The sequence below is a fragment of the Chroococcus sp. FPU101 genome, assembly GCF_017312365.1.
GTDB lineage: Bacteria > Cyanobacteriota > Cyanobacteriia > Cyanobacteriales > Microcystaceae > Chroococcus.
Window position 1 is genome coordinate 88,623 of sequence record NZ_BLJI01000013.1, and the last position, 24,114, is coordinate 112,736.

General features: G+C 36.7%; 30 protein-coding genes. 14 read left to right on the top strand and 16 right to left on the bottom strand.

All coding sequences use genetic code 11. From position 1 onward, the window contains the following. Window positions 1-293 precede the first annotated feature (293 nt). The gene (locus CFPU101_RS13350) at window positions 294-995 is read right to left on the bottom strand and encodes a hypothetical protein (RefSeq protein ID WP_206815833.1); all 702 of its coding nucleotides are present in this window, start codon (window positions 993-995) and stop codon (window positions 294-296) included. Window positions 996-1,220: 225 nt separating this feature from the next. Here CFPU101_RS13350 and CFPU101_RS13355 point away from each other — a divergent pair, with 225 nt between their 5' ends. The 6 genes from CFPU101_RS13355 (at window position 1,221) to CFPU101_RS13380 (ending at window position 3,350) form a co-directional block, all read left to right on the top strand. Further along, window positions 1,221-1,532 (top strand): hypothetical protein, encoded by a 312-nt coding sequence (locus CFPU101_RS13355; RefSeq protein WP_206815834.1) that lies wholly within the window; start codon window positions 1,221-1,223, stop codon window positions 1,530-1,532. Window positions 1,533-1,592: 60 nt separating this feature from the next. After that, window positions 1,593-1,841 carry a hypothetical protein gene (locus tag CFPU101_RS13360; protein WP_206815835.1) on the top strand — a complete coding sequence of 83 codons (249 nt, stop codon included), beginning with the start codon at window positions 1,593-1,595 and terminating at the stop codon, window positions 1,839-1,841. Between the two features lie 60 nt (window positions 1,842-1,901). After that, window positions 1,902-2,108 carry a hypothetical protein gene (locus CFPU101_RS13365; protein ID WP_206815836.1) on the top strand — a complete coding sequence of 69 codons (207 nt, stop codon included), beginning with the start codon at window positions 1,902-1,904 and terminating at the stop codon, window positions 2,106-2,108. 102 nt (window positions 2,109-2,210) lie between these two features. Beyond that, the gene (locus CFPU101_RS13370) at window positions 2,211-2,360 is read left to right on the top strand and encodes a hypothetical protein (protein ID WP_206815837.1); all 150 of its coding nucleotides are present in this window, start codon (window positions 2,211-2,213) and stop codon (window positions 2,358-2,360) included. A gap of 156 nt (window positions 2,361-2,516) precedes the next feature. After that, window positions 2,517-2,861, top strand: coding sequence for a hypothetical protein (locus CFPU101_RS13375; protein ID WP_206815838.1), 345 nt, complete (start codon window positions 2,517-2,519; stop codon window positions 2,859-2,861). Window positions 2,862-2,885: 24 nt separating this feature from the next. Continuing rightward, window positions 2,886-3,350: a hypothetical protein gene (locus CFPU101_RS13380; protein ID WP_206815839.1), complete on the top strand. Its 465-nt coding sequence runs from the start codon at window positions 2,886-2,888 to the stop codon at window positions 3,348-3,350. Window positions 3,351-3,435: 85 nt separating this feature from the next. On the opposite strand, the gene CFPU101_RS13385 is transcribed toward CFPU101_RS13380, so the two are convergent. From CFPU101_RS13385 to CFPU101_RS13435, 12 genes are all read right to left on the bottom strand, one after another. Beyond that, complete coding sequence (locus CFPU101_RS13385) at window positions 3,436-3,978, bottom strand: hypothetical protein (RefSeq protein ID WP_206815840.1); 543 nt, start codon at window positions 3,976-3,978, stop codon at window positions 3,436-3,438. A 9-nt stretch (window positions 3,979-3,987) separates the two neighbouring features. Further along, entirely contained in the window at window positions 3,988-4,239 is a 252-nt protein-coding gene (locus CFPU101_RS13390; protein ID WP_206815841.1) for a hypothetical protein, read from the bottom strand. A gap of 91 nt (window positions 4,240-4,330) precedes the next feature. Then, the gene (locus tag CFPU101_RS13395) at window positions 4,331-8,962 is read right to left on the bottom strand and encodes a DUF3987 domain-containing protein (protein ID WP_206815842.1); all 4,632 of its coding nucleotides are present in this window, start codon (window positions 8,960-8,962) and stop codon (window positions 4,331-4,333) included. A gap of 341 nt (window positions 8,963-9,303) precedes the next feature. Then, entirely contained in the window at window positions 9,304-9,504 is a 201-nt protein-coding gene (locus tag CFPU101_RS13400) for a hypothetical protein (protein ID WP_206815843.1), read from the bottom strand. Further along, complete coding sequence (locus CFPU101_RS26005) at window positions 9,501-9,635, bottom strand: hypothetical protein (protein ID WP_277988752.1); 135 nt, start codon at window positions 9,633-9,635, stop codon at window positions 9,501-9,503. The genes CFPU101_RS13400 and CFPU101_RS26005 overlap by 4 nt, the downstream gene beginning before the upstream one ends. A gap of 163 nt (window positions 9,636-9,798) precedes the next feature. Then, the gene (locus tag CFPU101_RS13405; RefSeq protein ID WP_206815844.1) at window positions 9,799-10,530 is read right to left on the bottom strand and encodes a hypothetical protein; all 732 of its coding nucleotides are present in this window, start codon (window positions 10,528-10,530) and stop codon (window positions 9,799-9,801) included. Window positions 10,531-10,543: 13 nt separating this feature from the next. Beyond that, window positions 10,544-10,714 carry a hypothetical protein gene (locus tag CFPU101_RS13410; RefSeq protein WP_206815845.1) on the bottom strand — a complete coding sequence of 57 codons (171 nt, stop codon included), beginning with the start codon at window positions 10,712-10,714 and terminating at the stop codon, window positions 10,544-10,546. A 229-nt stretch (window positions 10,715-10,943) separates the two neighbouring features. Then, on the bottom strand, window positions 10,944-12,080 hold the full coding sequence (locus CFPU101_RS13415) for a tyrosine-type recombinase/integrase (protein ID WP_206815846.1): 1,137 nt from the start codon (window positions 12,078-12,080) through the stop codon (window positions 10,944-10,946). Window positions 12,081-12,186: 106 nt separating this feature from the next. Next, window positions 12,187-12,567 (bottom strand): YjbQ family protein, encoded by a 381-nt coding sequence (locus CFPU101_RS13420; protein WP_242577959.1) that lies wholly within the window; start codon window positions 12,565-12,567, stop codon window positions 12,187-12,189. Next, on the bottom strand, window positions 12,549-13,352 hold the full coding sequence (locus CFPU101_RS13425) for a DUF4351 domain-containing protein (RefSeq protein ID WP_206815874.1): 804 nt from the start codon (window positions 13,350-13,352) through the stop codon (window positions 12,549-12,551). The genes CFPU101_RS13420 and CFPU101_RS13425 overlap by 19 nt, the downstream gene beginning before the upstream one ends. Further along, the gene (locus tag CFPU101_RS13430) at window positions 13,336-14,244 is read right to left on the bottom strand and encodes an alpha/beta fold hydrolase (RefSeq protein ID WP_206815847.1); all 909 of its coding nucleotides are present in this window, start codon (window positions 14,242-14,244) and stop codon (window positions 13,336-13,338) included. The genes CFPU101_RS13425 and CFPU101_RS13430 overlap by 17 nt, the downstream gene beginning before the upstream one ends. A gap of 70 nt (window positions 14,245-14,314) precedes the next feature. Then, entirely contained in the window at window positions 14,315-14,644 is a 330-nt protein-coding gene (locus CFPU101_RS13435) for a YnfA family protein (protein WP_206815848.1), read from the bottom strand. 26 nt (window positions 14,645-14,670) lie between these two features. On the opposite strand from CFPU101_RS13435, the gene CFPU101_RS13440 reads away from it, so the two are divergent. Then, entirely contained in the window at window positions 14,671-15,303 is a 633-nt protein-coding gene (locus CFPU101_RS13440) for a DNA-3-methyladenine glycosylase (RefSeq protein WP_206815849.1), read from the top strand. Between the two features lie 266 nt (window positions 15,304-15,569). After that, window positions 15,570-15,773 carry a hypothetical protein gene (locus CFPU101_RS13445; RefSeq protein WP_206815876.1) on the top strand — a complete coding sequence of 68 codons (204 nt, stop codon included), beginning with the start codon at window positions 15,570-15,572 and terminating at the stop codon, window positions 15,771-15,773. Window position 15,774: 1 nt separating this feature from the next. Here CFPU101_RS13445 and menD read toward each other — a convergent pair whose 3' ends face one another. Together menD and CFPU101_RS13455 are read right to left on the bottom strand one after the other, a co-directional pair. Beyond that, window positions 15,775-17,520, bottom strand: coding sequence for a 2-succinyl-5-enolpyruvyl-6-hydroxy-3-cyclohexene-1-carboxylic-acid synthase (menD, locus tag CFPU101_RS13450; RefSeq protein ID WP_206815850.1), 1,746 nt, complete (start codon window positions 17,518-17,520; stop codon window positions 15,775-15,777). A 21-nt stretch (window positions 17,521-17,541) separates the two neighbouring features. Continuing rightward, window positions 17,542-18,825: an ABC transporter substrate-binding protein gene (locus tag CFPU101_RS13455; protein ID WP_206815851.1), complete on the bottom strand. Its 1,284-nt coding sequence runs from the start codon at window positions 18,823-18,825 to the stop codon at window positions 17,542-17,544. Between the two features lie 146 nt (window positions 18,826-18,971). On the opposite strand from CFPU101_RS13455, the gene CFPU101_RS13460 reads away from it, so the two are divergent. The 3 genes from CFPU101_RS13460 to CFPU101_RS13470 all read left to right on the top strand — a co-directional run bounded on the left by CFPU101_RS13460 (window position 18,972) and on the right by CFPU101_RS13470 (window position 20,837). After that, window positions 18,972-19,178, top strand: a complete 207-nt coding sequence (locus CFPU101_RS13460) for a hypothetical protein (RefSeq protein WP_206815852.1) — start codon at window positions 18,972-18,974, stop codon at window positions 19,176-19,178. 42 nt (window positions 19,179-19,220) lie between these two features. Next, window positions 19,221-19,679 (top strand): VOC family protein, encoded by a 459-nt coding sequence (locus CFPU101_RS13465; protein WP_206815875.1) that lies wholly within the window; start codon window positions 19,221-19,223, stop codon window positions 19,677-19,679. An 87-nt stretch (window positions 19,680-19,766) separates the two neighbouring features. Further along, window positions 19,767-20,837 (top strand): glucokinase, encoded by a 1,071-nt coding sequence (locus tag CFPU101_RS13470; RefSeq protein WP_206815853.1) that lies wholly within the window; start codon window positions 19,767-19,769, stop codon window positions 20,835-20,837. Between the two features lie 118 nt (window positions 20,838-20,955). Here CFPU101_RS13470 and CFPU101_RS13475 read toward each other — a convergent pair whose 3' ends face one another. Further along, window positions 20,956-21,279 carry a DUF3155 domain-containing protein gene (locus CFPU101_RS13475; RefSeq protein ID WP_206815854.1) on the bottom strand — a complete coding sequence of 108 codons (324 nt, stop codon included), beginning with the start codon at window positions 21,277-21,279 and terminating at the stop codon, window positions 20,956-20,958. A 222-nt stretch (window positions 21,280-21,501) separates the two neighbouring features. On the opposite strand from CFPU101_RS13475, the gene CFPU101_RS13480 reads away from it, so the two are divergent. The 3 genes from CFPU101_RS13480 (at window position 21,502) to CFPU101_RS13490 (ending at window position 24,030) form a co-directional block, all read left to right on the top strand. Continuing rightward, window positions 21,502-22,821: a sensor histidine kinase KdpD gene (locus tag CFPU101_RS13480; RefSeq protein WP_206815855.1), complete on the top strand. Its 1,320-nt coding sequence runs from the start codon at window positions 21,502-21,504 to the stop codon at window positions 22,819-22,821. A gap of 279 nt (window positions 22,822-23,100) precedes the next feature. Then, entirely contained in the window at window positions 23,101-23,562 is a 462-nt protein-coding gene (locus CFPU101_RS13485) for a hypothetical protein (protein WP_206815856.1), read from the top strand. Between the two features lie 144 nt (window positions 23,563-23,706). Continuing rightward, a complete protein-coding gene (locus CFPU101_RS13490) occupies window positions 23,707-24,030 on the top strand; it encodes a hypothetical protein (RefSeq protein WP_206815857.1) in 324 nt (107 codons plus the stop codon). The last annotated feature ends 84 nt before the right edge of the window (window positions 24,031-24,114 follow it).

Here is a 24,114-nt window from a genome sequence, read left to right on the forward strand (position 1 = left end):
TTTTAATACAATTACTCTCCCCAAAACTGAAGAGAAAGGGTTCTCGTTCTAGGCCCATCTAATTCTAAAAATCATACAGATTGCCATGTTCCTAAAGCTAGTTTACCATCAACGATGCCGCAGGCACGCTTCGCGCACGGAATTACTTCACTGGTACTGAGTCGGTCGTTGTCGTCAAACACCATTATATACAAGAGTTATAGACACTTCCATATAGAACAGTCTGAATATTCTCTAGTAATTAATGGATCTACTAACAAAATTCTACTGCTGTAGAGCAAAGATGCAACAATTTATTCAAGCTTGTAATATTTCCATCGTTTACCTTCTTTTTCGGCTCTATAACCTAATTGCTCTAGCGTTCCTTTATCTCGCTTGTACTCAATGCCTTGACGGGTCATTCCAAGTTGTTCTACTAAAAGATCTACTGATAACCCATCGTCATTAAAAATGGGGTCTAGAGATGCCTTGGTGATTCTTTGTGATGACGAATCATCATGATTGTCGTCGGTTTGAGATGAGTTAAAGGTGTTCCTCAAGTCTTCAATTTCCGTTTTCAGGGTAGCGATCGCGTTAGATAACTCATCAAGTGTAGCTAGTGGCTGACTGAGTAATCGATCATGGTCGTATACTGTAGAACCCAATCCCTGAAAAGCTTTATCGAAATCATCTAACTTCTTTTCAAGAGGGCTAATCCGTTCAATGATTGATTGGGCGCGGTGGTCAAGCTGATTCATCGTGACGGCTTCATCTTTAGTCAGGAAGTTGAATAGATACTTATCGAGATGACTATCTAGTGCTTTATCAAGATATTCCGCTATACGTTCATCTAGATTAGTTGTATTGACAGTCTCTAGATTATCTAGCTTACCTAATCTTGTTGAGACGAATTTAACCAGTTCGGCACTAGCGTTAGTCCCTTCTTCATCCATCAATTGTTTGAATTCACCCCAGAGTGATTCGTCAATCCTAAAAGTGGCAAGTGTTTTACCCATTGTCTATCTATATATCTAGATGTACTTCTATATTATAGACATTTGTCTAGAGTTTAATCTATACATCTAGATTATGTGTTGATAGTTTGTCTATAAATTATGTCTATACTAAACCGATAGACAGTAGTCTAGAAATAAGTCTATACTGACATCTATACAAACAACAAGGCAGTTGACAGACTGGACATCAAGACAACTGCCTAACCCTCAAAGGAGTTTATCCACATGATATCAAACACACTCACTCATCCCGAACAATTAGCCAGAGAACGAGTCATCATCGAGGTTGAAAGCTGGTTTACTGTACTTCTTACCAAAGCGACTGATTTAAGATGCCGTGTGCAGCTAGAGAACCGAATCCAAAAATCAGCCTATATTTACCGCGCATTCGATGGGTTTAAATTAGGTCGTATTTGGGTGAACTACTCAGGCGTTATCTGTTACGAACCCAATCACCTATCAGTCAGCCGTAATGCGACTTATCAAGCTTGTCACCTATCACAAGCGTTAATTCAGATTATCTCGTATCACTTCTAAAACCGCTTCAATCAATCTCACCAGACTACGCTACACAACACTTCAATTAGGACACAAAACATGATACAAGCTACCGATTTCTTAATAATTGATGATGATCAATATACCCGTTTTATGATCGGCGATCGCATTTATTTCGGTGTACCTGTTGATCTAGATGATACTGAGAAAATCAGAAGATTATACGATTTTATCAATGGCTATAACTCAGGATTTAACAAAGGCTACGTTCAAGGCATAACAGAACAAGCCGACAAAATCAGACACGCGCTGATGCTGCCTTCTGTCGCTACCTTGAACAATTTCTAATAACCGCTTCAACCTCAGACACTACCTTACAAACACTCATAAATACAGGAAGTGAAAATCATGAATCCTCAAATTCTTAACTACAAGCAACAAATCCTAGAAAACATCCAAACCCTAGAAAAACTCTGTACTGAGTATTTGGCAATCGCTGAAAATATTCCAGAGGATAAACTGATTGTTTACTCATTGGGTGATCAACCTATTTACGATGCAGTCTTTTTATCGGTAGGTGAGTCTTTTTATTCAGAGATGAGACGCATAGTCTAAAAAACAATAAGTGAGGTTTAACCCCCATAATATAGTTAATCCCCTAGAGGTGCGAACTCTGGGGGATTGAAAAACTTACAGCTTTTTAAAGGAAATAAAATAATGTCCTCTAAATCATCTAAATACAGTCGTAATGCAGCTATCGCACGTCTTAGAGAACAAATGATTGAGTATTACTACAAAAACATCGCCCCAGTCAAAAAAATGAACGAGGAGAACGAGAAGCGGGACGAAATCACTCCATCTAATTGATCTACATCACAGCGTAATTAGATGAACAAGCGTTAATTTAGCTGTACACATAGAATCTAGGTTTAATAAATTATGCTGTGTCCCATCAATAATACTTGATTGGGTGCAGGAATTATTAAAGCGATATTTAGGTAGAAAGAAGGTTAGGCAACGAGAATGGATTTTTTTAATCTTGTGTTCAAAGGAAAAGATGTGATTGAAGATTTATCTCATTCAAAAGACCGTTACGCCAGACAAATTAAGTTTTTTAAAGATCAGGATAAACAGTTGGGAATAGCCGTTTTTGACAATAACTCAATCTATGGAGAATATTGGATAGAGAACATTCGAGTTCCCAAAGAGTATGAAACTACGTTCAACGACAGTGGATTAGATTTAGGGGTCAAATATCCGATTGAGTTATTCGGTTTATCGGCTTTTCCTGCTAGTAAAAAAGTGATTGCTAACTCGATGATGAGTAATCAATTAATTAAAACCATTTTTTCTTCAATGACAGAGTAAAAACTGACTCTGATAACAAGAATTATGACATTAACCAATGAAGACATTATCAAGTTAAGAGATGATCTCCGAGCCTCAGTCGATTCAACTAGCCTATACTATGGAAGACTTTTAGAATGGCAGGATTTTTTGACTAATCATTATGGAATAGGATTAAGTAATGAGTATCTGTTCAGTACAGGAGAAATTTTCTCGGTCATCAAGACAGAGGGAAAAACCATTAAATTAACTCCTACTCCATCATTACCGCCTACGATTGTCATTCAACGTTTAATTTATGCTTTGGATTGTTTCAAAAACTGGCACTATGGCTTATTAGGCTGGAATTGTGAACATTATTCCCGTTTAGTGGTAACTAATGAATCTCTTTCCTATCAGGTAATGTATTCCCCTTTAGCATGGCTAAATCACGGGGGTTATCATCCTACAGCCGTTAAGGATTTTAATGAATATCTAAACTTCAGGGGATTGAATGATTTAATTCAATAGTCAAGGCTTAATTCTTAAACGAACCGATATAACCCCTACTGATTCCGTTGTTTTCTCAGGGTTTACAGTTGCTCAACAGCGCATCTTACAAATCAGCTAACTTTTCCTTCTTTAACTGCTCAAAATACATTTGTTCTAACTCGATTCTCTCTCGTCTAATTGACAGCATATCGACTGATTTCTCTAACCTAAGATAAGCCTCATAATTTCCATAATCAGCCATATAAAGCTTATCTAGTTCTATTTTAGCCATTGCTTCGGCTTCTTTTTTTAGTTCCTTTTCCCAGTTGGGGGAATCATCCACATCATGGCTTTGAACAGGGATTCTTGATAGGAAAAATGTAGCTGTTTTGAAGACGACGTTAGGATCTCCCGAATCTAATAATGCTTCTAATTTATCGATGCTTTTGGCAGCTAGAGACAAAATTTTATGCTGCACCTCTTGGCTAATTTCTAATTGTCTGGCTTCTAATTCACCTTTAAACATAGGATGGTTCAGCCATCGATTTAAAGTCACTCTACCTATTTTTAATTCAGACGCTACAGCCGTTAAAGTCTTTCCTGCAAGAAGCAGGTTAACGGCTTTTTCTTGTAGCGGGGTTAGGTTTTCTGTTCCATTTCGTTTCATTTCGTTTTTTTATTTGTCTTTTTCTTTGGGTTTTCTTGCTCTTTTTCTCTTAGCTTTTTCTTCCCATATTTTTCGATATTCGGGATTTCTCATCTTTTCACCCCATTGATCTATCCTTATTAAGGTTAAAATATTAATCCCTGTTTTTTCGGATTCATTTTCATAATAGTCAAAATGTCTTAGCGGTTCTCCATCAAGAATCGGATCATAACAATCTAAATCTTTTGGGTCTGATTCATTAAGCGATATTTGATTAGTCATGCTAGAATTGTTCATACGATAAAGAAGATTTTGGAAAGTAGCTGTTAGGAATACCTAACAGCTATATTAATGTTAGCAAATAAAGATTAAATCAAGTTAATAAAGTCTGTTCAATCACCTTATTAATTTCCAATCTTACATCTTCTAATTCACCTAAATAATAATCAATAAAGTAAGGTTGTTCAGTAGTTGGGATCAAGGCTGATTTCAGCTTTTGACCTGTTGTTTTGTGGTATTTAGATTGTTCAGCTATCCAGTACGTTACTTTATCACCAAGACTACCTAAATGAGCCAAACTTTTATTGTTTTTAGGAATTCGTTTAGTAACCTGTAATTTCTCAATATCAATTTTTCGCTCTCGGATTTCATCGAATATTTTTAGAAAATAATCTTGAGATTGTTCTGGAGATTCTAGATAATGTTTTAAATACTCAACAACAAACCCCTTGTTTATCCAGTTCTGATCGCGTTTTCTGAATAATCCTTTTGCTGTCGCTTTACCATCTTCACCAAAGATTAGATATGATTTGGCTTTTGGAACATATACGCGATAGTTTGACCATTCAAGCTCAATGTTGATACCATCTGGTAAAACACTTTGTACAGCCTCATAAATGGCTCTAGGGTCATCTGAGCTAAAGATTACACCATCAGTATCAGCCTCTATTACTACTGCTCCTAATTCTTTCATTTTGGATAGCATTACGGCGAGGATTTCACGCCCCATAGCTGTTACTTTAGACGCTGATTCATAATCATTGAACGGTATTTTGGATGTACCTAGAAATCCGTAACCAGAGTTAATCAAAACTTTCATAGCATCTGAGAAATGATGAGCTTCTGTATCTCCCTGTTTTCCTAATGCTTTTAACTGTAGCCTTTCACTGGTTAAATACTTCAAAACCTGTAACTGGAATCGATCTTTATCCTTACGGCTCGTTATCCCATAATTAAGCATGATTGAAGGATAAAGGCTTGCTACATCTATCTTGGCTGCATTTTTGTACAAACCAGCATTAACCAAAACGCTACCACCTTCAAACTTGATAGGTTCATCAGCCGTTAGTGAATTCTTATAAGATTTCCCGTAATGTTGGCCCAGAATTATAGACCATTTACCAGCTTGTCCCATTATGGTTACACCTTGCAGTGATACACCATCTAGTAAGGCTAGTTGGTAGTAGTAAGAGGGTAAAAGCTTATTGGTTAGTAATTCAGTATCATCTAAATCGTATTTGAGATATTCAACAAGGCGATCGCTATCTCCATTATTCCAAGCATCCATTATCTGATTGTGGGATAATTCCAATCTCTGTTCTTCTCTTAAGCCCATTTGTAAAACTGACTGTTTAAGAGTGTGGCTAGTTAACTTCATAGCAACATAATCCCAGAGAAGCACCAGAAGGTAGTTGTCGATGATGCTGATCGATCTGTTTTTACAAGTGACGTTTAAGAATTCAAAGGGCTTACCATTCTCTTGTGCTTTATCAACGATCTTCTTACCCCATTTATCATCTGGTGATGCTTGTTGGAAAGGACACGCATTTTGTAAACCATTAACCTTGAAGCGTTCGATCAGAAACGGGATATCAAACTTATATCCGTTAAACGTCACTAGAACGTCACTACCAGATTGATTGAACCAATTAGAAAAATCAGTCAAGATTTGAGCTTCTGACGGGTTGGTAAAGGTTTGATACTGACCATTTTGTTTACAGCCTATGAAAATCACGCGCTCTTTTTTTGAATCTAACCCAGTCGTTTCAATATCAAGATAGGTGATACTGAGATCTTTGTAAGGTTTAAGAGTCTTCTTAGGTTTCCAGTCTGGTATCGGTGTTGTATCGAGTTTGTAGATATCTAATCTTCGTAATGTTGCATTTTCGCTTTTATTTTCAGGTAAAACATCATATTCAAGGTTTTTATTTTCAATTTTAGCTAGTAAACCTTCATTTTTTTTACTGGTTATATCTGGATGGCTCTCCAGATTGCTCGTTTTTTCATTTACAAAAGCTTCATTTGAGCGATTGGTTTGTGGAGAAACATAGATTGTAATTTCATTTTTTTCTAAATCGTAGTCATTGTAGTCACTCATAGACTGTAAGTCTTGATGTGTATGGGTTTGGTTAGTGACTAAACTGTAGTCACTTTTAGTCACTCTGTAGTCACTCGATTTAAGCTCATCTAACGTATTTTCGTTGTTTTCGAGAGTGACTAAACTGTAGTCACTCGCTGAAACTATTGATTTTCCGTTAGTCACTGATGAGTGACTACCAGTGACTATGGATTGATCATTAGTGACTAAACTGTAGTCACTCGCTAAAACTATTGATTTTCCATTAGTTCCATTTTCAGAATGTCCATTTTTGTTATTATCAGTGACTACGGAGTGACTAAAAGTGACTAAATTGTAGTCACTGTTTAAACCCTTACCGTCATTAGGTTTGGGGTCATTAGTGACTACAGTGACTACGTTTTTAGAAATAATTCTAATTTGGTAGTCACTAGAATCAACAGATTTACCATTATTTTCAGCATATCCAAGCTGAACTACTTGAGCCATGAAAGTTCTAGTCTTTTGATAGCTTGGTTTTTCCTTTGCTGAGATCCATTGTCTAACCCGTTTAGTGGTTAACCATCCTTGATCACTGAAACGTTTCACAAAATTTAGTATCTGATTGGGAACTTCATCGAGGGTTAGTCCAATTGAGCCATAAACTTGTAAGGCTTCATTGAGTAGAAACCGAGTGTAGTTTATTGCTCTTTCTAGTTCGTCAACCTCAACAAAATCACTGGTTATATCGTTAACTTCGTGAGCAATCAAGGCTAGTCTAGCGGCTCGATCTCGATATTTTGGGTATAGACCGCAGATCATCGAATTTGTCGAGTCGAACATCAAATCATCAATTTCATCGCTCCATAGATCCCATCGTTTCTTTGCTATTGAACTTAATCTTAATTCCCTCGCTAGGGATGATCGGCATCTACTGTATAGATCTTTCAACAAAGGTTTCATATCATAGCTTGCGCTATCTTTATTTTTTCTAGACCAAGGAACACGAACGAAACTAAAACGACTCCATAGACCGTCAAAGGGGTTGTTATCTTTTTTGATCAAGTGTGAAAGTGTTTCAGGTTGAACGCTACTTAGAAGACTCACACTGGTGTCAGGGATGAAGATCGGATTTTCAAGAGATGCCCTGTTAATTTTTAAACACCCAGCGTTGTACAAGGTCAACCATTTCCCTCGATCTGAGCCAGCTTTCTTATAAGCTTCAAAACTTCCCATAAACGAAACAAACTCATCAATCGTGATCAACGACCCGTTTTGTGGATTAGATGATATTGATCTTGCTAAAGCTTCGATGGTCGTGTCATTAATGAAAATATCCTTAAATATAGGTGGTTTAGGGATCTCAAAAACATCAGCTTCTTTATCCTTCTCAGCTTTTTTGTAGGCTTTTAGATCGAGATCATATTGATCCTTTTCATTTTGGTATTCGATAGCTGCCTCAGTTTGTAGATCTTTTAAAGCCGATATTGCAGTGTCAATGATTGGGGATTTTCCACAGCCCGTTACACCACTTAAAACCGTCCAAAGAACAGGCGGTATAGTTTCGTGATCATCAATTCTGAGTCTAGTTCTAGTTGGTAATTGACCAGCAGATGCAGTTAATATAGACATTTCCAAAGATTGGGGCGGTTTGTTATATCGCTTTGAAATGGCTCTAATCGGATTTAGGATCTCATCTTTTAAAAGATGAACATCACATCGATTTTCTGATGATAATAATGGGGTTAAATCGTCTTTAATTTCTTCCAAGCCATCGTCTTTCTGTTTAGGTGTTGCGTTCTGGCTAATACCATTCCAATTAGGCTTAAAATATGGATCTATTTTTTGTGCTTCATGGATTAAGGTTCCAAGTGTTAGATTTTTACCATCTGGTTTGTTATCCCGAATATGTTCCCAGACATCATCAAAGCCTTTATCCGTATGTTTTTCGCTACAGGATGACCAAATATAGGCTATTTCTTGATCTACACCTTCATAATGAAGGGCTAGTAAAACATCTCTCCATCCATACCACCCAAGATCTTTGTTTTTGATGACATCTAAACACGCGATCGTTTTTTCTCGATTATTAGTAGGGGTGTTCCGTGAAAAACTCAACATTTCTCTAATAATCCAGTGTGGGCAATCGGCAACCTCGATATCTGAAGGGGATTGATTGGGCAGCCAGCTATAAGATCTCTTTTCGGGATGAACACCGATAATAACGCTTTGATGTCCATTCCATCGAAAATCTAACTGTTCATCTTTACCGTTTAAATCCTTAACCTTTGTGTCGATTTTTTTGTTATCGATGTATGGCCAGAACAATTCAGGAATCTGATAAAGTAACTGGTAGCGTCCTGTTTTACCACTGGTAAAACCTACAGTCTTAGGTAGGGCTTGAGCGAGACTTAAACCTGATAATTCTTCGATTAATGGATCGCAACTTTCACCATCATGATCGACTGCAACTACACCGCCTGATAACTCACCCGTCAGTATTCCGACAGCTTTAACATTATTATTAAACTGATATTTGTCGATGATATCTTGAGTAGTCAGGGGCGTTTCTTGCCATTTAGATACTATAGGCTGTTTTTTGCTATTTACTGGGGTGAAACGCCATGATTGAGGTAAATTGGTTAACTGTTGTAAAATTGAATTATTCATCGCTTGTATACATTGTTAGGTGTATGTTTGAAACAAAACGCTTGGTTTGAAGGGCTAAACCAAGTTGGCTCGTCAGGGCAATCACCCCAGCAACAGCGAGTAATAGTTGCTAATTCTGGGGTGACACTGATTTGTAGAGTGTCACGTTTATTTCTAGTGCTGACCATAAGAGTTTTATCTGTGTCGGACTCTTAGGCTTAAAAACTTCTCAACGGATTTAGTTGTCAAGTAGAATAAAAAATAGAAATTATAAAAGTTTGGGTGCTTGGCTGTTTTGAGCGCGTTCTACTTGACGAGTAAAAACTACTACTAAGCTAAATTCGTTGAGAAGACCTTAAAACCTAAAGTATTCCAACTGTTTCCTTTTTAGTTACTTGAATATTTCTTAGACCAGCACTACCATCGCTTGTCTGTTTTCTGTTGGTTTTATTCTGGTTAGATGGGAGATTAGCCAGATAGTTGTCTATTGCTCGTTGATGAGCCGTTGGGTCTGATTTATTAACTAACCAATCTTGTATTAACTGGAGATTGAATAGATTCATTCGACTAGAGTAACGGGTAAAGTGAACACCTTCGATCCATTGTCCAGAACGATAATAGATTTAATTTTGGAACGAGACAGACTAACATATTGAGTCAGTTCGGTTCGTTTGATAAAAGAGAAATCAGACATTTGGTTTTTTAGGTTTTAGTAGGTTAGCCAAAGTTTTAGAGATTAACGTTTTGACAGGACAAAACAACAAATTGCATAGATATTTCACCTTTTTTTCAGTAATCTAAAACTATCACGAAAATAGAAATCGAAAACAACTTACATTTAAGGCTTGTAATGCTTGCTAGATAAGGTTTCTAGAAATCATTTCTTTTTGAAGTTGTTCAAAAGTGCAGAGAATTTGTAGCTCATGTCTACCTGAACCACTGCCTGACATCTGGCGATATTCTTTTCCTTGAATAAAGGTACACGGTTGACACTCTCCGTTTCGATGGTAGTCAGTAGCGTAAGCCTTACGTGATTTTTTAATCGGCTCTAAAACTTCTTTTCTTATGATGTCGTGTAGTTCAGATTTGGCTAGTAGCAAATCAAAAAGCCTTTTTGTATGGGGAAATTCTTCCTCAAATGGGTTTTGGTATTTGCTAAGTAGTTGATTATCTTTTCTAATCCCTCGTAATATATTAGTTTTAGTGCCTAAATTCAACCCTCCTAAGCGTTGCTCGCATAAAATTAATCGAAACCAGTGAGCCGCATTTTGATACTCATCTCCCGTGAAACTATGAAGCCGTTCACTGGCTCTTAAAATGTCAGAATATAGTATCCCAGCAGGCTTATAAAAATTAGCTACTTCTCGATTCATAGGTAGCTTATATTTGCTGTTAAACCGTAACTTTATCACCCAATGAATGACACAAACTCGCTCTACAAAAATCGCAGAGTCTGAACGATAAATACAACCTTGATGACTGGCCAACATGACTAACAAAAAAGGATTCGTACATCCTGTAAACTCATAATGGTAAGGTTGCTCTATTTCAGGAAGTGGCAACAAGTTTTTCTGATGTTCAATTAGCATTTTAGGTAATTTTTTAGAGATTAACGTTTTTACCAAGACTTAAAACTAGCTCTTTAATCGTCATTCCTTTTTGAGAGGCCGCTAATTTTATGGCTTGTCTTTCACCTTTTGTCATTCGTATGTACAGAGGGACTAGCTCCTCGTGAATAACTTTAGGTCTTCCTATTCTTGTTGGTGTACTCATTAATGCACTATGCTCGTTTAATTGACTAATAAATAATAACTTTAACTCTCCATATTTGCAAAAAATATTTTTCTAGATATGGGCGTTTTGTATCATTCCTTAACTTAACAAGTTACTGAAAAACAGATTAATTTATATAAAAACATATATATAAACTGCTATTAATAATGTTAGCTTGTTTGTTTTAAAAAATGATAACTTAATCAATTTTAAAGCTTATTAAATAACCTCAAAAAACATCTGGTAAGCTTAAATTTTCAATCACACCTGAATAGTGTTTGAACAAAACAGCCACATCATGGCCTGTCATTTTGGCTATATCTACAGGGTTCATTCCTTTTGCTAGACAATGACTAATAAAAGTTTTTCTGGTTAGGTAAGGTTTTCGATAAGTGATACCTAAGCTGTCTAAAACTTTTCTCCATCGTTGTCTAAAATTGGCAGAATCAATAGCCAAACCTCGACTTGATAGAAAAACATATTCTGATAGATGAGAATAATCAGAACGCCTTTTAAGAAGCATATTTGTTAATCTAGGGGATAAATTAATAGTACGATCGCTATTTGATTTAGCAGGTCTGGTTTGTCCTTTAGTCAAGCATTCCGACACCCAGATCTGTGTACAGTCTTCTCGTACATGATTCCACTTCAAACCAGCTACTTCACCGATCCTCATTCCAGAACACAGCAAGAACTCGACAAAATCGCCATAGAAAAACAATGTAGTGTGATTATGGAAAGCGTCTATAATTCGATGAACTTCATCTAGAGTAAAAGGCGATGGTGGGGTTTTTAGCTTTTGGGCTTTTGTTGTTACATTCCAAGGGTTAGGGTTAAGCTTGGCATAATCCCAGATGGCTTTTAGCAGACATAAATAAGTTGTCAAAGTAGCATGAGATATTTTAGTTTTTGCCCATTTAACAAAACCATAAACAAAATCTTGTGATACACCAGATACTGCTAAATCATCAACTTTTTGATATCTGAGGACAAGCTTAATCGCATACCTGTAATTACCCGAGGATCGCTGTGTCGTAATCGACTCAGTTTTACTTTTCCATGCCCAAAACTTCTCGTATAACTCCCAGATTGTTGACTTGTTAGGACTGTATACAGATTGAGGTAAATACTTCTCTAAGGTTGGGTCATAATTCCCAGTGGCCAGATCGATTGTAATCTGATGAGCTTTGGCTTGAGCTACTGAGCGATTAATTTTAGAATCAGGAAGTCCTAAATATAGAAAGCAAGGCTTTCCTTGAAACCTCCAATAGAGTCTCAGGCGATCTTTGTCCACTTGAACACTAACATCGCCTTTAGAGGTTTTTCTTCTTTTTGGTGGGTTTAGTTCTTGGTTTTTTCTACTCATTTTCTAGTCACTAATTGTTCAAAGATGACCAACAGTGACCAACCCAATAGGCTTTATTGATAATGATAAAGCGTCTTAAAACCTTAAAACCTTGATTTCTCTTGGTTTAGTGTAACACAAGTGTAGAACTTATATCTTCACTGGTACTGAGGGTCATTGCCATCAGATGCGAATGTGCATTGATAGGTTCATCTTCTGGAACAATGCGTAAGTGTAAGTCGTTGTGTAAATATTTGTCGGTTTCGGGGGCGAGTTTTCTCAAATAAGTTTTAATATCTTCTAGCAGTCTCTCTTCGTCTTCGTTAATGACTATTGCAGTGGTAGTATGGCGCGAGAAAACCAGAACTTGACCGTTTTGAATATCGGTAGTTGCTAAGAGGTCTTGAATTTTCGGCGTAATGTTATAAATTTCAAGACTTTGATGAGTGTCGAGGGTAATAATTTCATGTCTAATTTTTATAGCGAATATTATAACTGCCGCAACCACTCGTCTAGCTCATTTAGATTAGAAAAGTTAAATAATTGGACTCCCAATTCATCTAGCTGAGATATGGTTAGCTGTCTGATTCTTGCTTCTTGAATAGAATTGATTTCGCCGAGTTTTAAATTAATTTGTCGTAAAATCAGTTCTTGTCGCCCTTGTTGTATTCCTTGTTGTCTACTAATTTCTACTTGTTCTTCGGGAGTGGGATAGGGTTGACCATTGATATCATACCAGAGTAACCATTCTCGATTTACGCCTTGATGGGTGACTTTTTGTCGTCCGATACCGAGTCCAATGTCTGCTAACCACACAGGTTCACCGTCTAGACGTTGATATTGCCCATTTTCTAAGCGATAAACTTCTAGACGCGGTTTTCTTTTTCTGAGAGGGTTATAGACGACATAATACAATACGCCCATTTCTGCGTAGAAGTCTTTCTTTTTGGAATATTCCCCGCGACGCTTATGAGAAACAACCTCAATAACTAAGGTAGGTAATTTTTGTTCGATCCATAAAACATAACTCAGTCGTAGATTTTCGTTAATAATACGAGGAACGCCAATACTCAAGAAACCATCAGGTACAATTGCAGGTTCATTCGGATCATAGTATATTCCCAGATCCACGCCAAAAAACCAATCCATGCGCTCGGCCCACAGTGAGGCTAAAATTAATTTTAATAGACCAGGTACTAGATCCTGTAATTCGTTATCCACTGGTGTATCGTCTGAGTCGGGCAAATCCTCAGCCGTTGGTAAATTGGCAAGTGGCTCATATTTTAGCAGTATCATAGGTTTTTCTGATTAATTCTTGTAAAATCTGATTGATTCTAGCTGGATCTTCGTCTTGCGGGCAATGTCCTAATCCTTCGAGTGGGATAAACTGTTTTACAGATGGATAGTCTGCTAATTTTTTTCCTAATTCAATGGGTTCCCAAGGATCTTCAGTTCCCCACAATAGATAAGTCGGACAAGAAATTAGAGGTAATAAATCTTCTGCTAAGGGGCCTTGAGAATAGCCTGTAAATGCGATAAATACATCAACTGCGCCAGTGTCTTGAGCAGGTTTTAAGATTATATCAATCAACTCATCGGTAATTGCTTCGGCATTTTTATAAGCTTGTAGAAGGATTTTTTTAATCGTTTTAGGTTTAGCGATTTGTTGAAAGAAATATTGAGCAATGGCACGATTTTTAAGAATTTTTTGAGCAAAAGACGCACCAATATTTCGATACCAAGGAATTGAAGCTCGTTTCTTTTCGTGTAATAATCGAAGTGAACAGTTCAGTGCGGTTACTCCTGTCACTAAATCTGGATAATCGACGGCTGTTTGCATCGCTACAATACATCCAATGGAATTACCGACTAAAAAAACGGGACTTTTGACGATTTCTCGACAAAAATCAGATATTTGTTGCGCCCATGTTTCAAATGTATAACTAATCTCTTGATTTGGGGTTGGTTTCGCTGATCCTCCAAACCCTATTAAATCTATTGCATAACAGCGACAGTTTTCACCCAATACTGGGAGATTTTTTCGCCAATGTCCCCAAGATGCACCAAAACCATGTATTAAAATGACTGCGGGGCCAATTTCTCCAGTCTGCTGATAAGTAATAGAATAGCCTTTCCAGAGCCAAGTTTTAGGTATGATATCCGATGCAATGGGAGAAATGGTCATAACAAGCAAAAGAAAATAATTTTAATCGTTTCTTTTCTTACTCTAATCGAGTTTTTAGGAATTCTGCAAGCTATCCTCTTGGATAATACATCATAATTACGACACCTAAAGCGACTAAAAAACAACCAATTAAATCGGGAAAATCTGGCGGTATTCTATCGATTTTCCAACCCCAAAGTAAAGATAAAATGACAAAAACCCCACCATAAGCAGCATAAATACGCCCAAAGTTAGCAGGTTGCAAAGCAGGGACAATTCCGTATAGGATTAAAAGAAGCCATCCTGCAATAGCAACAAAAAAACTTTTACCCTCGCGCAACCATAACCAAACTAAATAACCGCCACCAATTTCACAAAAACCTGCGAGGAGAAAATAACATAACGATTTAATAAATGACATCTGTTTACATCAATTTTGGTCTAAATATGAAGTATAAAGAAGCAGTTCGCTATTTACAAGAAAAAGACCCGAAATTAAGCCAATTAATTACTCAAGTTGGTGAATGTCATTTTGCAAGTGCTACTCCTAAAACAAATTTGCTTTCTGCTTTAGTTTGGGCGATTATTGCACAACAGATTTCAACAGTTGCGGCTAATAAAATTTACGATCGATTAATTCTTCAATATGCTTCAGTAGAACCGCTTCAGGTAACAACATTATTACAAGCATCTGATGAAGACTTACGCAAAATTGGACTTTCTCGATATAAAATTCGTTATTTAAGAAGTTTAGCGCAATATCTATCAGACAATCCTTTAATCTTTGATGAATTAGAAAAACTAGATGATGAGCAAGTTATTGAAATTCTAATTCAAGTTAAAGGGATTGGACAATGGACAGCACAAATGATTTTAATTTTTTGGCTACAACGTTTGGATATTTTACCATCAGGTGATTTAGGAATCCGTCGCGCTGTACAAAATTTATATGAATTAGAAAAGATTCCCTCACCTGAAACAGTAATGAAAATCGGAGAAAGTTGGCATCCTTATCGTACCATTGCTTCTTGGTATTTATGGCGTAGTTTATCTAATAGTATCATGGGCATTAATCTTTAATTTATTTTTTAAAAAAGCTACAAATGAATTCACCTGCGTCATTCTCTTTAAAAGGAATGATTGTTTGATTATTTTGTATTCTAATTTTTTGCCGACAGTTATAAACTTCTATTGGTCTAACTTTACCATTAACACTAATTGATGCGCGATATTCCCAGTAGTTCTTTGCACTTCGTTTAATTGAAATAATACACACCAACTGATTATTATAATTTCGGCAAAAAGAAGCATGAGCAGGAAATGTCATAAAACAGGATAAAATAAAGATGATTACAAAACTAAAAATTTTTATTGATATGTCTATACTCGCTCGTTTATTCATCAGTTTGATAGCACTTACGTTGATTACTTATTTACTCAGAGGGTTAGGTATATTAACGTTTATTCCTGGTGGAGTTATTTTAGTTTTACTTGCTTTATCAATTTTATCAGGGATTTTTTATGGTATTGAAAAAACCAGACGTTTTTAAATTAATAGTCAAGATTTTTAGCTAGATTACTTAGTGTTTCATTTAGCCATTGAGCGTTTTCTTTTCGATGGGTTGGAATTTCTATAACTCTGAATCCTTCAGAGGGTAAAGGGTTAAGTAAATCAATTAACTCTGACCATTTTTTAATTAAATAATGCTGAACATCATAAGTCCGACATAAAAGTTTAAAATCAATATTTTGTGGAGTAGCGAAAAAATCTTCAAAGGGCGGCTCAAATTTAGCAATAGGCAACATTTCAAAAATTCCACCACCATTATTATTAATTAAAATAATTGTTAATGAGCCAATCATCTTTCGTTTGATTAAAAAGCCATTAGTGTCATGTAATAAAGCTAAATCCCCAGTTAAGAGAACACTACTTTTATTTTTATAACTAATTCCTAAAGCGGTTGATAACGTTCCATCAATCCCATTGGCACCTCGATTAAAATAGGGATAGAAATTTTTAGAATTCGGCATCCAAAAAAATTCTACATCTCTAACGGGCATACTATTCGCAATAAAAATCGGTGTTTGTTCTGGTAAGATTTGAGGTAATAACCAAGCTACTTTTCCTTCAACTAAATGATTGACTTCATTCATCTTATGAGTCATTTTAGATTGAATTTGTCGGTCTAAATCAGACCATTGTTTAAAATAAAGAGATGGGGTTAGAATTGGTTCGATCTGTAGTAATTCTGTAAATTGTTTAATGTTAGTATGTAGATGAATTGTTCGTCCGTGCAAAGCATCTAAATTATCAGGAGAAGGAGTAATGACATAACGAGTAGGATTAATTTTTTCTAACCACGTTCTTAACTCTTTGCTGGTAGGAAGTTCACCAATTTGGATAACGATATCGGGTGTTAGTTTTTCGGCAATTTCAGAATTTCTTAAAATCAGATCGTAGGTAGAAATGAGATAAGGATTAAGATCAGAATAATTTCGGATGGGTGATAATGCTTCAGCTAAAACGGGATATTGTAAGTATTGGGCTAAAGTTGCGATCGCTTGACAATACTGTTGAGGATGATTCGATTGATCAACTCCTGCAATAATAATTCCTTTTTCTATAGATTGCCATGTACTGTAAGGAATTGTCGAAAAAATCTGAGAAAGCTTGACGCTTTGCTCTAGATGTGAAAAAAATGTTGTTTCATCCCATTGCGCTTGGATAGTTTGGGTTATCTGTTGCGGGATCGGAGGTAAAGGATCTCGAAAAGGTATGTTTAGATGGACTACACCAGGAGTTGGATCAAGCGATCGTCCCCAAGCGTGTATAATCGTCTGACGTAGATAAGATAATTTTTCTAAATTCGCTTCTGGGGTGGCTAATTCGGCTTGCCATGTGGGAAAATGACCAAAGAGCCTAAGCTGATCGATCGTTTGTCCTGCATGACAATAACGCAATTCTGAGGGACGGTCTGCGGTTAATACCAATAAGGGAACTCGACTTTCTTTTGCTTCGATGACTGCGGGATAAAAATTCGCCCCTGCTGTACCTGAAGTACAAACCAATGCGACGGGTATTCCCTGTTGTTTAGCCAGTCCTAAAGCAAAAAAAGCGGCTGATCTTTCGTCTAAAATAGGAATAGCATCAATTTCGGGATGTTGGGCAAATGCGATCGCCAAAGGAGTTGAACGAGAACCTGGACAAATTACGGCTGTTTTGAGTCCTAGACGATGCAAGGTTTCGACTAAAACTGATCCCCAAAGGATATTAATGTTGCGAAAATCAATAGTCATTCAGTGGTGAAAAAGCGTTTTTTAGGGTAAGTCTTGTAGGATCAATTCTAAGCGTTTTTGGGCGGTTTCTAAGGCTTCTTGAGGAGTTTGTTCACCTAGCAGTGATGATTCGATTGCTCTCCCTAAGTTTTCTGATAGATGATTATATCCTAACATAATTGGGCGTGAGCGAACCCATGCCATTTGGTCTATAAATATTTTTAAAACTGGATTTTCTTCGACAAATTTTTGATACTCTTCACTCTGTTGTGATTTAAGATTAATAGGTAGGTATCCTGTTTCAATTGCCCAAGAAGTTTGAAATTTTTCACTTAAAATATATTCTAAAAATTTTAAACAAGCTTTTTCTCTTTGGGGTGTTGTTTTCAAGACAAATAAGTTTTCTCCTCCTAATACAGCCGACAGTTTTCTTTGTTTAGGAATAGGAAAAGCACTATAATCGACTGTGGTTTGATTTAATTGCCCTAATGTCCAAGGCCCTGTGATTTGCATTGCTACTTTCCCATTGATAAAATTATCTAATTCATATCCTCGTTCTGGAGATGATAAAATCGCTAGATTATTTTTCACTAAATTAGAGACAAATTCTAAAGTTTCAATAATTCCAGTTTGAACTAAATTAGGTCGATTGTTTTGTAATAATTCTGCACCTGCACTATACATCAACGGTAACCAAACAAAAACCACCCATTCTTCTTTTCCTAAAGATAATAACATCCCATGCTGATCAATTTTACCATCCCCATCTAAATCTTTAGTTAATTTTTCGGCTGCTTGTTGAAGGTCTTTCCACGTTTGCGGTATAGTTTTAATTCCTGCTTTTTCAAATAAACTCGGTCGGTAAAAAATGGCTGTATTATTTGTGGCGAATGGAATGGAATAAATTTTCTGATCAAGTTCCATTGTTTCAAATAAACTCGGAATAATTTCTGCTTTTAGTGGTGAGTTATTTAACCAATTTTCTAGAGGAACAATAGCATCTAATTCTACAAGTTGGCTAGTTAATTGCGGAGTGTACCAAAGCAGATCAGGTGGTTGTTTCCCGACAACAGCCGTTAAAATTTTAGGAAGTTGTTGATCGCTCTGTCCTACATAAAAAGCCTCAACTTGAATATCTGAATTTTGTTGATTAAATTGGTCTAAAAGTTTTTGAAAGACTTCTCGGTTAGGTGGGGGGTTGATGCCATGCCAAAATGTCAATTTAAGCGGTTGTTTTTGCTCGGCTTGTTTAAAACTGCAACTTGATAAAATAAAAATAATTAAAATAAAACAAATACAAGATTTTAAAAAACGCAATTGAGTCATTTTGAAGTTTGGAGGGCTATAATCAACTTAATTTTATCAAACAATCTACCTCACCGCTTTCTACAAAAGTGTTATTTTATAGATGTTGCCTCACACTGAGAAATAAATTGCTAAGATAAAAAAATTAAGCTTTAGGAGTCGTTTTTATGTTTCTAGATGAATTGCAGCCCCTCATGAAAGAATTAATTCAACAGCCGATCGCTTTTGCTGGCGGTTTTTTCTCTGGTTTACTCCGTTTAAAAATTACTGACGAACCGTTAAAGTCTTGGCTAGGACAACAGGGCATGATGAGTTCTCCCGATCATAGCTCAAATAATAATGGCAATAGTCCCCAATCGATTGATATAGATTAATCATATTTGGCGAAAATAAATTTGTCACGGCAATTTAAGGCAATGGATAATCAAGTCATCTTTCATTTAGCAATTCCGATTAATAATATCCCAAGTGCAAAAGCTTTTTATTGCGATGGGCTAGGCTGTAAAGTGGGACGGGAAAATCATCACGCACTTATTTTAGAGTTTTATGGTCATCAGGTAGTAGCCCATGTGACCGACGAACCTCTTACCCCGCAACAAGGAATTTATCCGCGCCATTTTGGTTTAATTTTTAGTGACGAAACAGACTGGGAAAATCTGTTACACCGAGCAAGGGAAAAAGCTTTATCGTTTTATATAGAGCCTAAATTACGGTTTTTGGGTCAATTAACAGAACATCGTAGCTTTTTTCTCGAAGATCCTTTTTATAACTTTTTGGAATTTAAGTTTTATCGGCATGGTGAAGCGATTTTTGGGGGTCGAGAATTAACGGCAATTGGCGATGCCGTAGGCACGCTCCGCGAACGCACATCATAAATATTAAGATTATTCGGAGAATTTGCTATCTCTAACCTTAAATCAGCGTTAATTAAAATAAGGATAGAGTAATAGGATAATTGAGTTATGTCGATTTTGTTAGCGGGCGATATCGGTGGAACAAAAACGATTTTACGTCTAGTTCAATCTGAAACAACCTCAGAACCATCTCAGTTACCGATTCAAACGACTTTGTATGAGGAGCGATATCCTAGCCAAGATTATCCCGATTTAGCTCCGATGGTCAAGCAATTTTTAGCCCAAGCCTTAGCTAAAATTGGTAGTTTTCCTAAAATTGAAAAAGCTTGTTTTGGTATTGCAGGGCCAGTCGTCAATAATACATCTGAACTGACAAATATTGATTGGTCTTTGAGTGGAACACGCTTACAACAAACATTAGATATTCGAGTTGTGCATCTGATTAATGATTTTGCTGCAATTGGTTATGGTGTTTTAGGATTAGTGGATGACGATATCTATACTCTACAAAATGTACCACGCGATTCTAAGGCTCCGATCGCTGTTCTTGGGGCAGGTACAGGACTTGGTGAAGGGTTTTTAATTCCTTTACCCAATGGACGCTATCAAGTTTATAGTAGTGAAGGATCTCATGCTGATTTTCCCCCGCGTTCATCCTTAGAATTTCGCCTTCTGACTTATCTTCGCTCCCTATATAATATTGACCGTGTTTCTGTAGAACGGGTGGTTTCTGGGTTAGGAATTACGGCGATTTATCAATTTTTAAGAAGTCAGGACGGCATGAGCGAAACCCCCGAAATGAAGAAAATTTACGCAATCTGGGAACGTGAACTTGGGTTACCCGACAGTGAGGCCACAATTGATTTAGCGGCGGAGGTATCAAAAGCAGCATTAGCTCAAAATGATCATCTCTGTGAACAAACGATGCGGCTATTTGTTGAAGCTTATGGCGCAGAAGCAGGGAATTTAGCCCTTAAATTACTTCCCTATGGTGGGCTTTATGTAGCAGGTGGCATCGCACCAAAGATTTTACCTCTTTTGCAAAACGGGGACTTTATGAAAACTTTCAAACATAAAGGACGGTTGCGCCCCTTAATGGAAAAGATACCTGTATTTGTTGTGCTTAATCCTAAAGTCGGTCTGATTGGGGCTAGTTTATATGCCGCGATGATTGATTAAAGTAATGATTGATTTTTCATGAAAAATTTTAAGGACTTACGAGATTTATTCTAGAATATCTAGAAAATTCGTAAGTCCTCTCATTATGATATAATTATTTTCCCTAGCGGGTGATGAATTATACTTTTAAGACAGTTGCTACTGGTGTTTTAGCTTGAGGTTGAGGTTGGAGATCACGCAGACTGGGGAAGAGGAAGTGGTTTTCCTCGACATACTGCGCTCCAAATAAACCCTTTTCAGCCCAGAAGTAGCGGTCTGTAGTATGCTCATTCCGCTTAACTACCAATAAAGCTGGTGGACTTATACCTACTGATTGTATATATTTTCTTGCGGCAGTTACTGGTTTATCTTCGCCACTTTCAATACTATATTGGGGTACGAGTTCCAATATTTTGCGTCCTTCTTGACGGCGGCGACTCTTGCGTTTCCGTTTTCTTGCCAACCCTATTACCTCCTATTTCGGCTAATCTCTGTAATCATAGTTACAAAAGCCGTTGCAATTATATCCGTTCTATTTTAGAAAATCAACCGCCTCTTTAAGCTTAAACTGAATTAGGAAAGTTGGCTAGAATGTAGACTGAGTATAGACTAAATACAACAACGATTTTTTAGGCTTTACGCAAACTTGATACAAAACTTAACAATATTAAAAATTTCTTAAGATATGTCTCATTCGCTTCCTCACTCCCTCAGTCCCAGTCCAGAATTTATTGCGCTGTGTCAAGCGCAAATGGTCTTACTGACACAAGAGTTACAAGCTACTTGGGGAATTGTTTATCTGACTAAGGGGTGGGTGAACAGTCGGGAAACTCAGCTTATCCCAGTTGTGGTCTATCCGTCAAGAGAGTCAATTACGGTGCAAAATGAATATTTTCAGGAATTACCGAAAATTTGGCTAAAAAGTACTTCACCCTTGGCGTTACCTCTAGCGGGTTCACCGAATCTACCATTAGCAATAGAATCAGAATCGCTGGCAGTTTGGGAAAAAGATTTAGAACAGGAAAGACAAATTATTTTACCGTTAGTGTATGAACAGAGAATGATGGGTTTGTTGGTAACGCGACGCAATGAACGAAAATGGAATCAGCAAGAATTAGACCAAATTGAAAAAATCGCCGAAACTCTAGCTATAGCCTGTTTTTTGGAGCAACGACAGAAATGGTATCACGAACAGTTAAAAGAACAACAAGAACAACGGGAATTAGAACGAGATCGTCTTGATAATTTATTGCATCAACTCCGTAATCCGTTGACTGCTTTGAAAACCTTTGGAAAGTTGTTGTTAAAGCGTTTTTTAGCCGATGATACCAATCAACCGATTATTCAAGGTATTTTAAGAGAAAGCGATCGGCTTCAGGAACTATTACAAGAGTTTGAAGCAGAAATCGAACAACGCACCTCAGAAACACCGATTATTGAATTAAGTTCTTTAACCGAAGGATTGACAGAAGAAGATAAACATGAATCATCGGTGCGCTTTCTATTGCCAAGTTCGTCGGTTACACTAGAATCTGTTTCTGTGACTGATATTTTAGAACCCTTAGTCAGTTCAGGAAAAGCGATCGCACAAGAGAAGAAAATTACTTTAAACTCGAATATTCCAGAGAAATTGCCTCTTGTTCAAGCTAATTCTAAAGCTTTGCGAGAGGTTATAAGTAATTTAATTGATAATGCTTTGAAATACACACCACAAGGGGAAGTAGTTACCATCTCTGCACAAGTTTCGCCAACTACTCTAGAAATCATTATTAGTGATACGGGTTATGGAATTCCAGTAGAGGATCAAACACATCTTTTTGAACGTCATTATCGAGGAGTACAAGCACAAGGAGACATCCCAGGAACTGGTTTAGGGTTAGCCATTGCCAAAGAATTAATCGAACAAATGGGGGGAGAAATTAAGGTCAAAAGTCCTATTCAAGATCATGGTGATTTACTTGGGACAATGTTCACCGTGTGTTTGTTAGTAAATGAATTAGGTTAGAATTTTAGTCTGCTGTGATGAAAAACAAGCCGTAACAAATATATTTTGATTAGTTATTACTTAAACCTGTACTGAGTGTAGCAATTTGTATAGCACCCAAAGCATTACCATTCGCATCAAAGAGTAATGCACTTGTACTTATAGATTAAAAAGATTATTGTTTTGCTGAATTTTTGAGTAATTGCATAACCTTGTTTTTCCAAGAAGTAAGTAATAGCAGTTAAGGAGAAATGCAAAATTTACTAGCAATAGCAATTAATCTCATTAGGAATAATTAAAATGAACTTTCAGCCAATCAATACTAATCATCATTCGCTCGAAGCTACAGCCGAATCTGAATTAAATTCTACCAAACGGATGGGTCGATTTTCTAAAAAAGTTCGCAATTTACTAGCACTACTTCTTGCTATAGGAACTTGGCAAGTTTCAATTCCTGCTACGCTACTGCTAACCTCTTCTGTCTTACTGACTTCTTCTGCGGCGTATGCTGTAGAAACAATGTCTGTAACGGTCATTCGAGGATTTAATTGGGATGCTACATATGCAGCATACAAAATCTTAATTCAATTTAATAACGGCAATCAATACTACGTGTGGTACGAAAATAAAATTGATGCAAAAGTTGGTTCAGTGATTACGCTTACATACGAAGGCTCTGATACTTCAATGTATATGTACAAATTAATTAATTTTGGGAATGGAAGAGAGGCACGAGTACTGAGATATCTAACAGCCAATTAAAACAAGTAATTCTCAAAAATCGACGTTATTAGTTACATAAAATTATTTTCACACCCTAAGTCACTCTGTTAGATTATAATCCATAACCGATTTAAGACAGAGAATTCATTAAACTACCACAACTCAAAGAAAAAAGAGAAACAAATGACAATCCCTCGCCATTGGAAACAGGTTAAAGATCAAGATGAGATTACAAAAATTATAGAGGATCTTAACCATAAACCTCTTGTATTTGCCTTAGAAGAGGGGATTCAGTCACATAGCGAAACAGCCGATCAATTTGTTGAATTAGTACTTGAGGTGGGCTGGGCGTTTATTTCCGATGAATCAACTCTCTATGATTTTGAGGCTCTTAACGACGTGACTAAATTGGAAGAAAAGATTCAAGAAGTTTTCGGAGTAGATGTATCTGATATTGAGGATAAAAATGTGTTTAAAATCTTTGAGCGAATTGACAGCCGTGTTTAATTTGCTTTAGCCAAACTAGAAAATAAGTTGGTTTTTAAAATTAGCTCACTTCTATATAAAAATTTATCGAAATTACTAAATAAT

Coding starts and splice junctions, on each gene's coding strand:
- CFPU101_RS13460 (WP_206815852.1), top strand. CDS start 18,972: ATGTTTCTAGATGAATTGCAGCCCCTCATGAAAGAATTAATTCAACAG.
- CFPU101_RS13440 (WP_206815849.1), top strand. CDS start 14,671: ATGAAGTATAAAGAAGCAGTTCGCTATTTACAAGAAAAAGACCCGAAA.
- CFPU101_RS13400 (WP_206815843.1), bottom strand. CDS start 9,504: ATGAATCTATTCAATCTCCAGTTAATACAAGATTGGTTAGTTAATAAA.
- menD (WP_206815850.1), bottom strand. CDS start 17,520: ATGACTATTGATTTTCGCAACATTAATATCCTTTGGGGATCAGTTTTA.
- CFPU101_RS13410 (WP_206815845.1), bottom strand. CDS start 10,714: ATGAGTACACCAACAAGAATAGGAAGACCTAAAGTTATTCACGAGGAG.
- CFPU101_RS13350 (WP_206815833.1), bottom strand. CDS start 995: ATGGGTAAAACACTTGCCACTTTTAGGATTGACGAATCACTCTGGGGT.
- CFPU101_RS13415 (WP_206815846.1), bottom strand. CDS start 12,080: ATGAGTAGAAAAAACCAAGAACTAAACCCACCAAAAAGAAGAAAAACC.
- CFPU101_RS13370 (WP_206815837.1), top strand. CDS start 2,211: ATGTCCTCTAAATCATCTAAATACAGTCGTAATGCAGCTATCGCACGT.
- CFPU101_RS13485 (WP_206815856.1), top strand. CDS start 23,101: ATGAACTTTCAGCCAATCAATACTAATCATCATTCGCTCGAAGCTACA.
- CFPU101_RS13405 (WP_206815844.1), bottom strand. CDS start 10,530: ATGCTAATTGAACATCAGAAAAACTTGTTGCCACTTCCTGAAATAGAG.
- CFPU101_RS13480 (WP_206815855.1), top strand. CDS start 21,502: ATGTCTCATTCGCTTCCTCACTCCCTCAGTCCCAGTCCAGAATTTATT.
- CFPU101_RS13430 (WP_206815847.1), bottom strand. CDS start 14,244: ATGACCATTTCTCCCATTGCATCGGATATCATACCTAAAACTTGGCTC.
- CFPU101_RS13390 (WP_206815841.1), bottom strand. CDS start 4,239: ATGACTAATCAAATATCGCTTAATGAATCAGACCCAAAAGATTTAGAT.
- CFPU101_RS13380 (WP_206815839.1), top strand. CDS start 2,886: ATGACATTAACCAATGAAGACATTATCAAGTTAAGAGATGATCTCCGA.
- CFPU101_RS13445 (WP_206815876.1), top strand. CDS start 15,570: ATGATTACAAAACTAAAAATTTTTATTGATATGTCTATACTCGCTCGT.
- CFPU101_RS13385 (WP_206815840.1), bottom strand. CDS start 3,978: ATGAAACGAAATGGAACAGAAAACCTAACCCCGCTACAAGAAAAAGCC.
- CFPU101_RS13375 (WP_206815838.1), top strand. CDS start 2,517: ATGGATTTTTTTAATCTTGTGTTCAAAGGAAAAGATGTGATTGAAGAT.
- CFPU101_RS13465 (WP_206815875.1), top strand. CDS start 19,221: ATGGATAATCAAGTCATCTTTCATTTAGCAATTCCGATTAATAATATC.
- CFPU101_RS26005 (WP_277988752.1), bottom strand. CDS start 9,635: ATGTCTGATTTCTCTTTTATCAAACGAACCGAACTGACTCAATATGTT.
- CFPU101_RS13365 (WP_206815836.1), top strand. CDS start 1,902: ATGAATCCTCAAATTCTTAACTACAAGCAACAAATCCTAGAAAACATC.
- CFPU101_RS13435 (WP_206815848.1), bottom strand. CDS start 14,644: ATGTCATTTATTAAATCGTTATGTTATTTTCTCCTCGCAGGTTTTTGT.
- CFPU101_RS13395 (WP_206815842.1), bottom strand. CDS start 8,962: ATGAATAATTCAATTTTACAACAGTTAACCAATTTACCTCAATCATGG.
- CFPU101_RS13355 (WP_206815834.1), top strand. CDS start 1,221: ATGATATCAAACACACTCACTCATCCCGAACAATTAGCCAGAGAACGA.
- CFPU101_RS13470 (WP_206815853.1), top strand. CDS start 19,767: ATGTCGATTTTGTTAGCGGGCGATATCGGTGGAACAAAAACGATTTTA.
- CFPU101_RS13360 (WP_206815835.1), top strand. CDS start 1,593: ATGATACAAGCTACCGATTTCTTAATAATTGATGATGATCAATATACC.
- CFPU101_RS13455 (WP_206815851.1), bottom strand. CDS start 18,825: ATGACTCAATTGCGTTTTTTAAAATCTTGTATTTGTTTTATTTTAATT.
- CFPU101_RS13490 (WP_206815857.1), top strand. CDS start 23,707: ATGACAATCCCTCGCCATTGGAAACAGGTTAAAGATCAAGATGAGATT.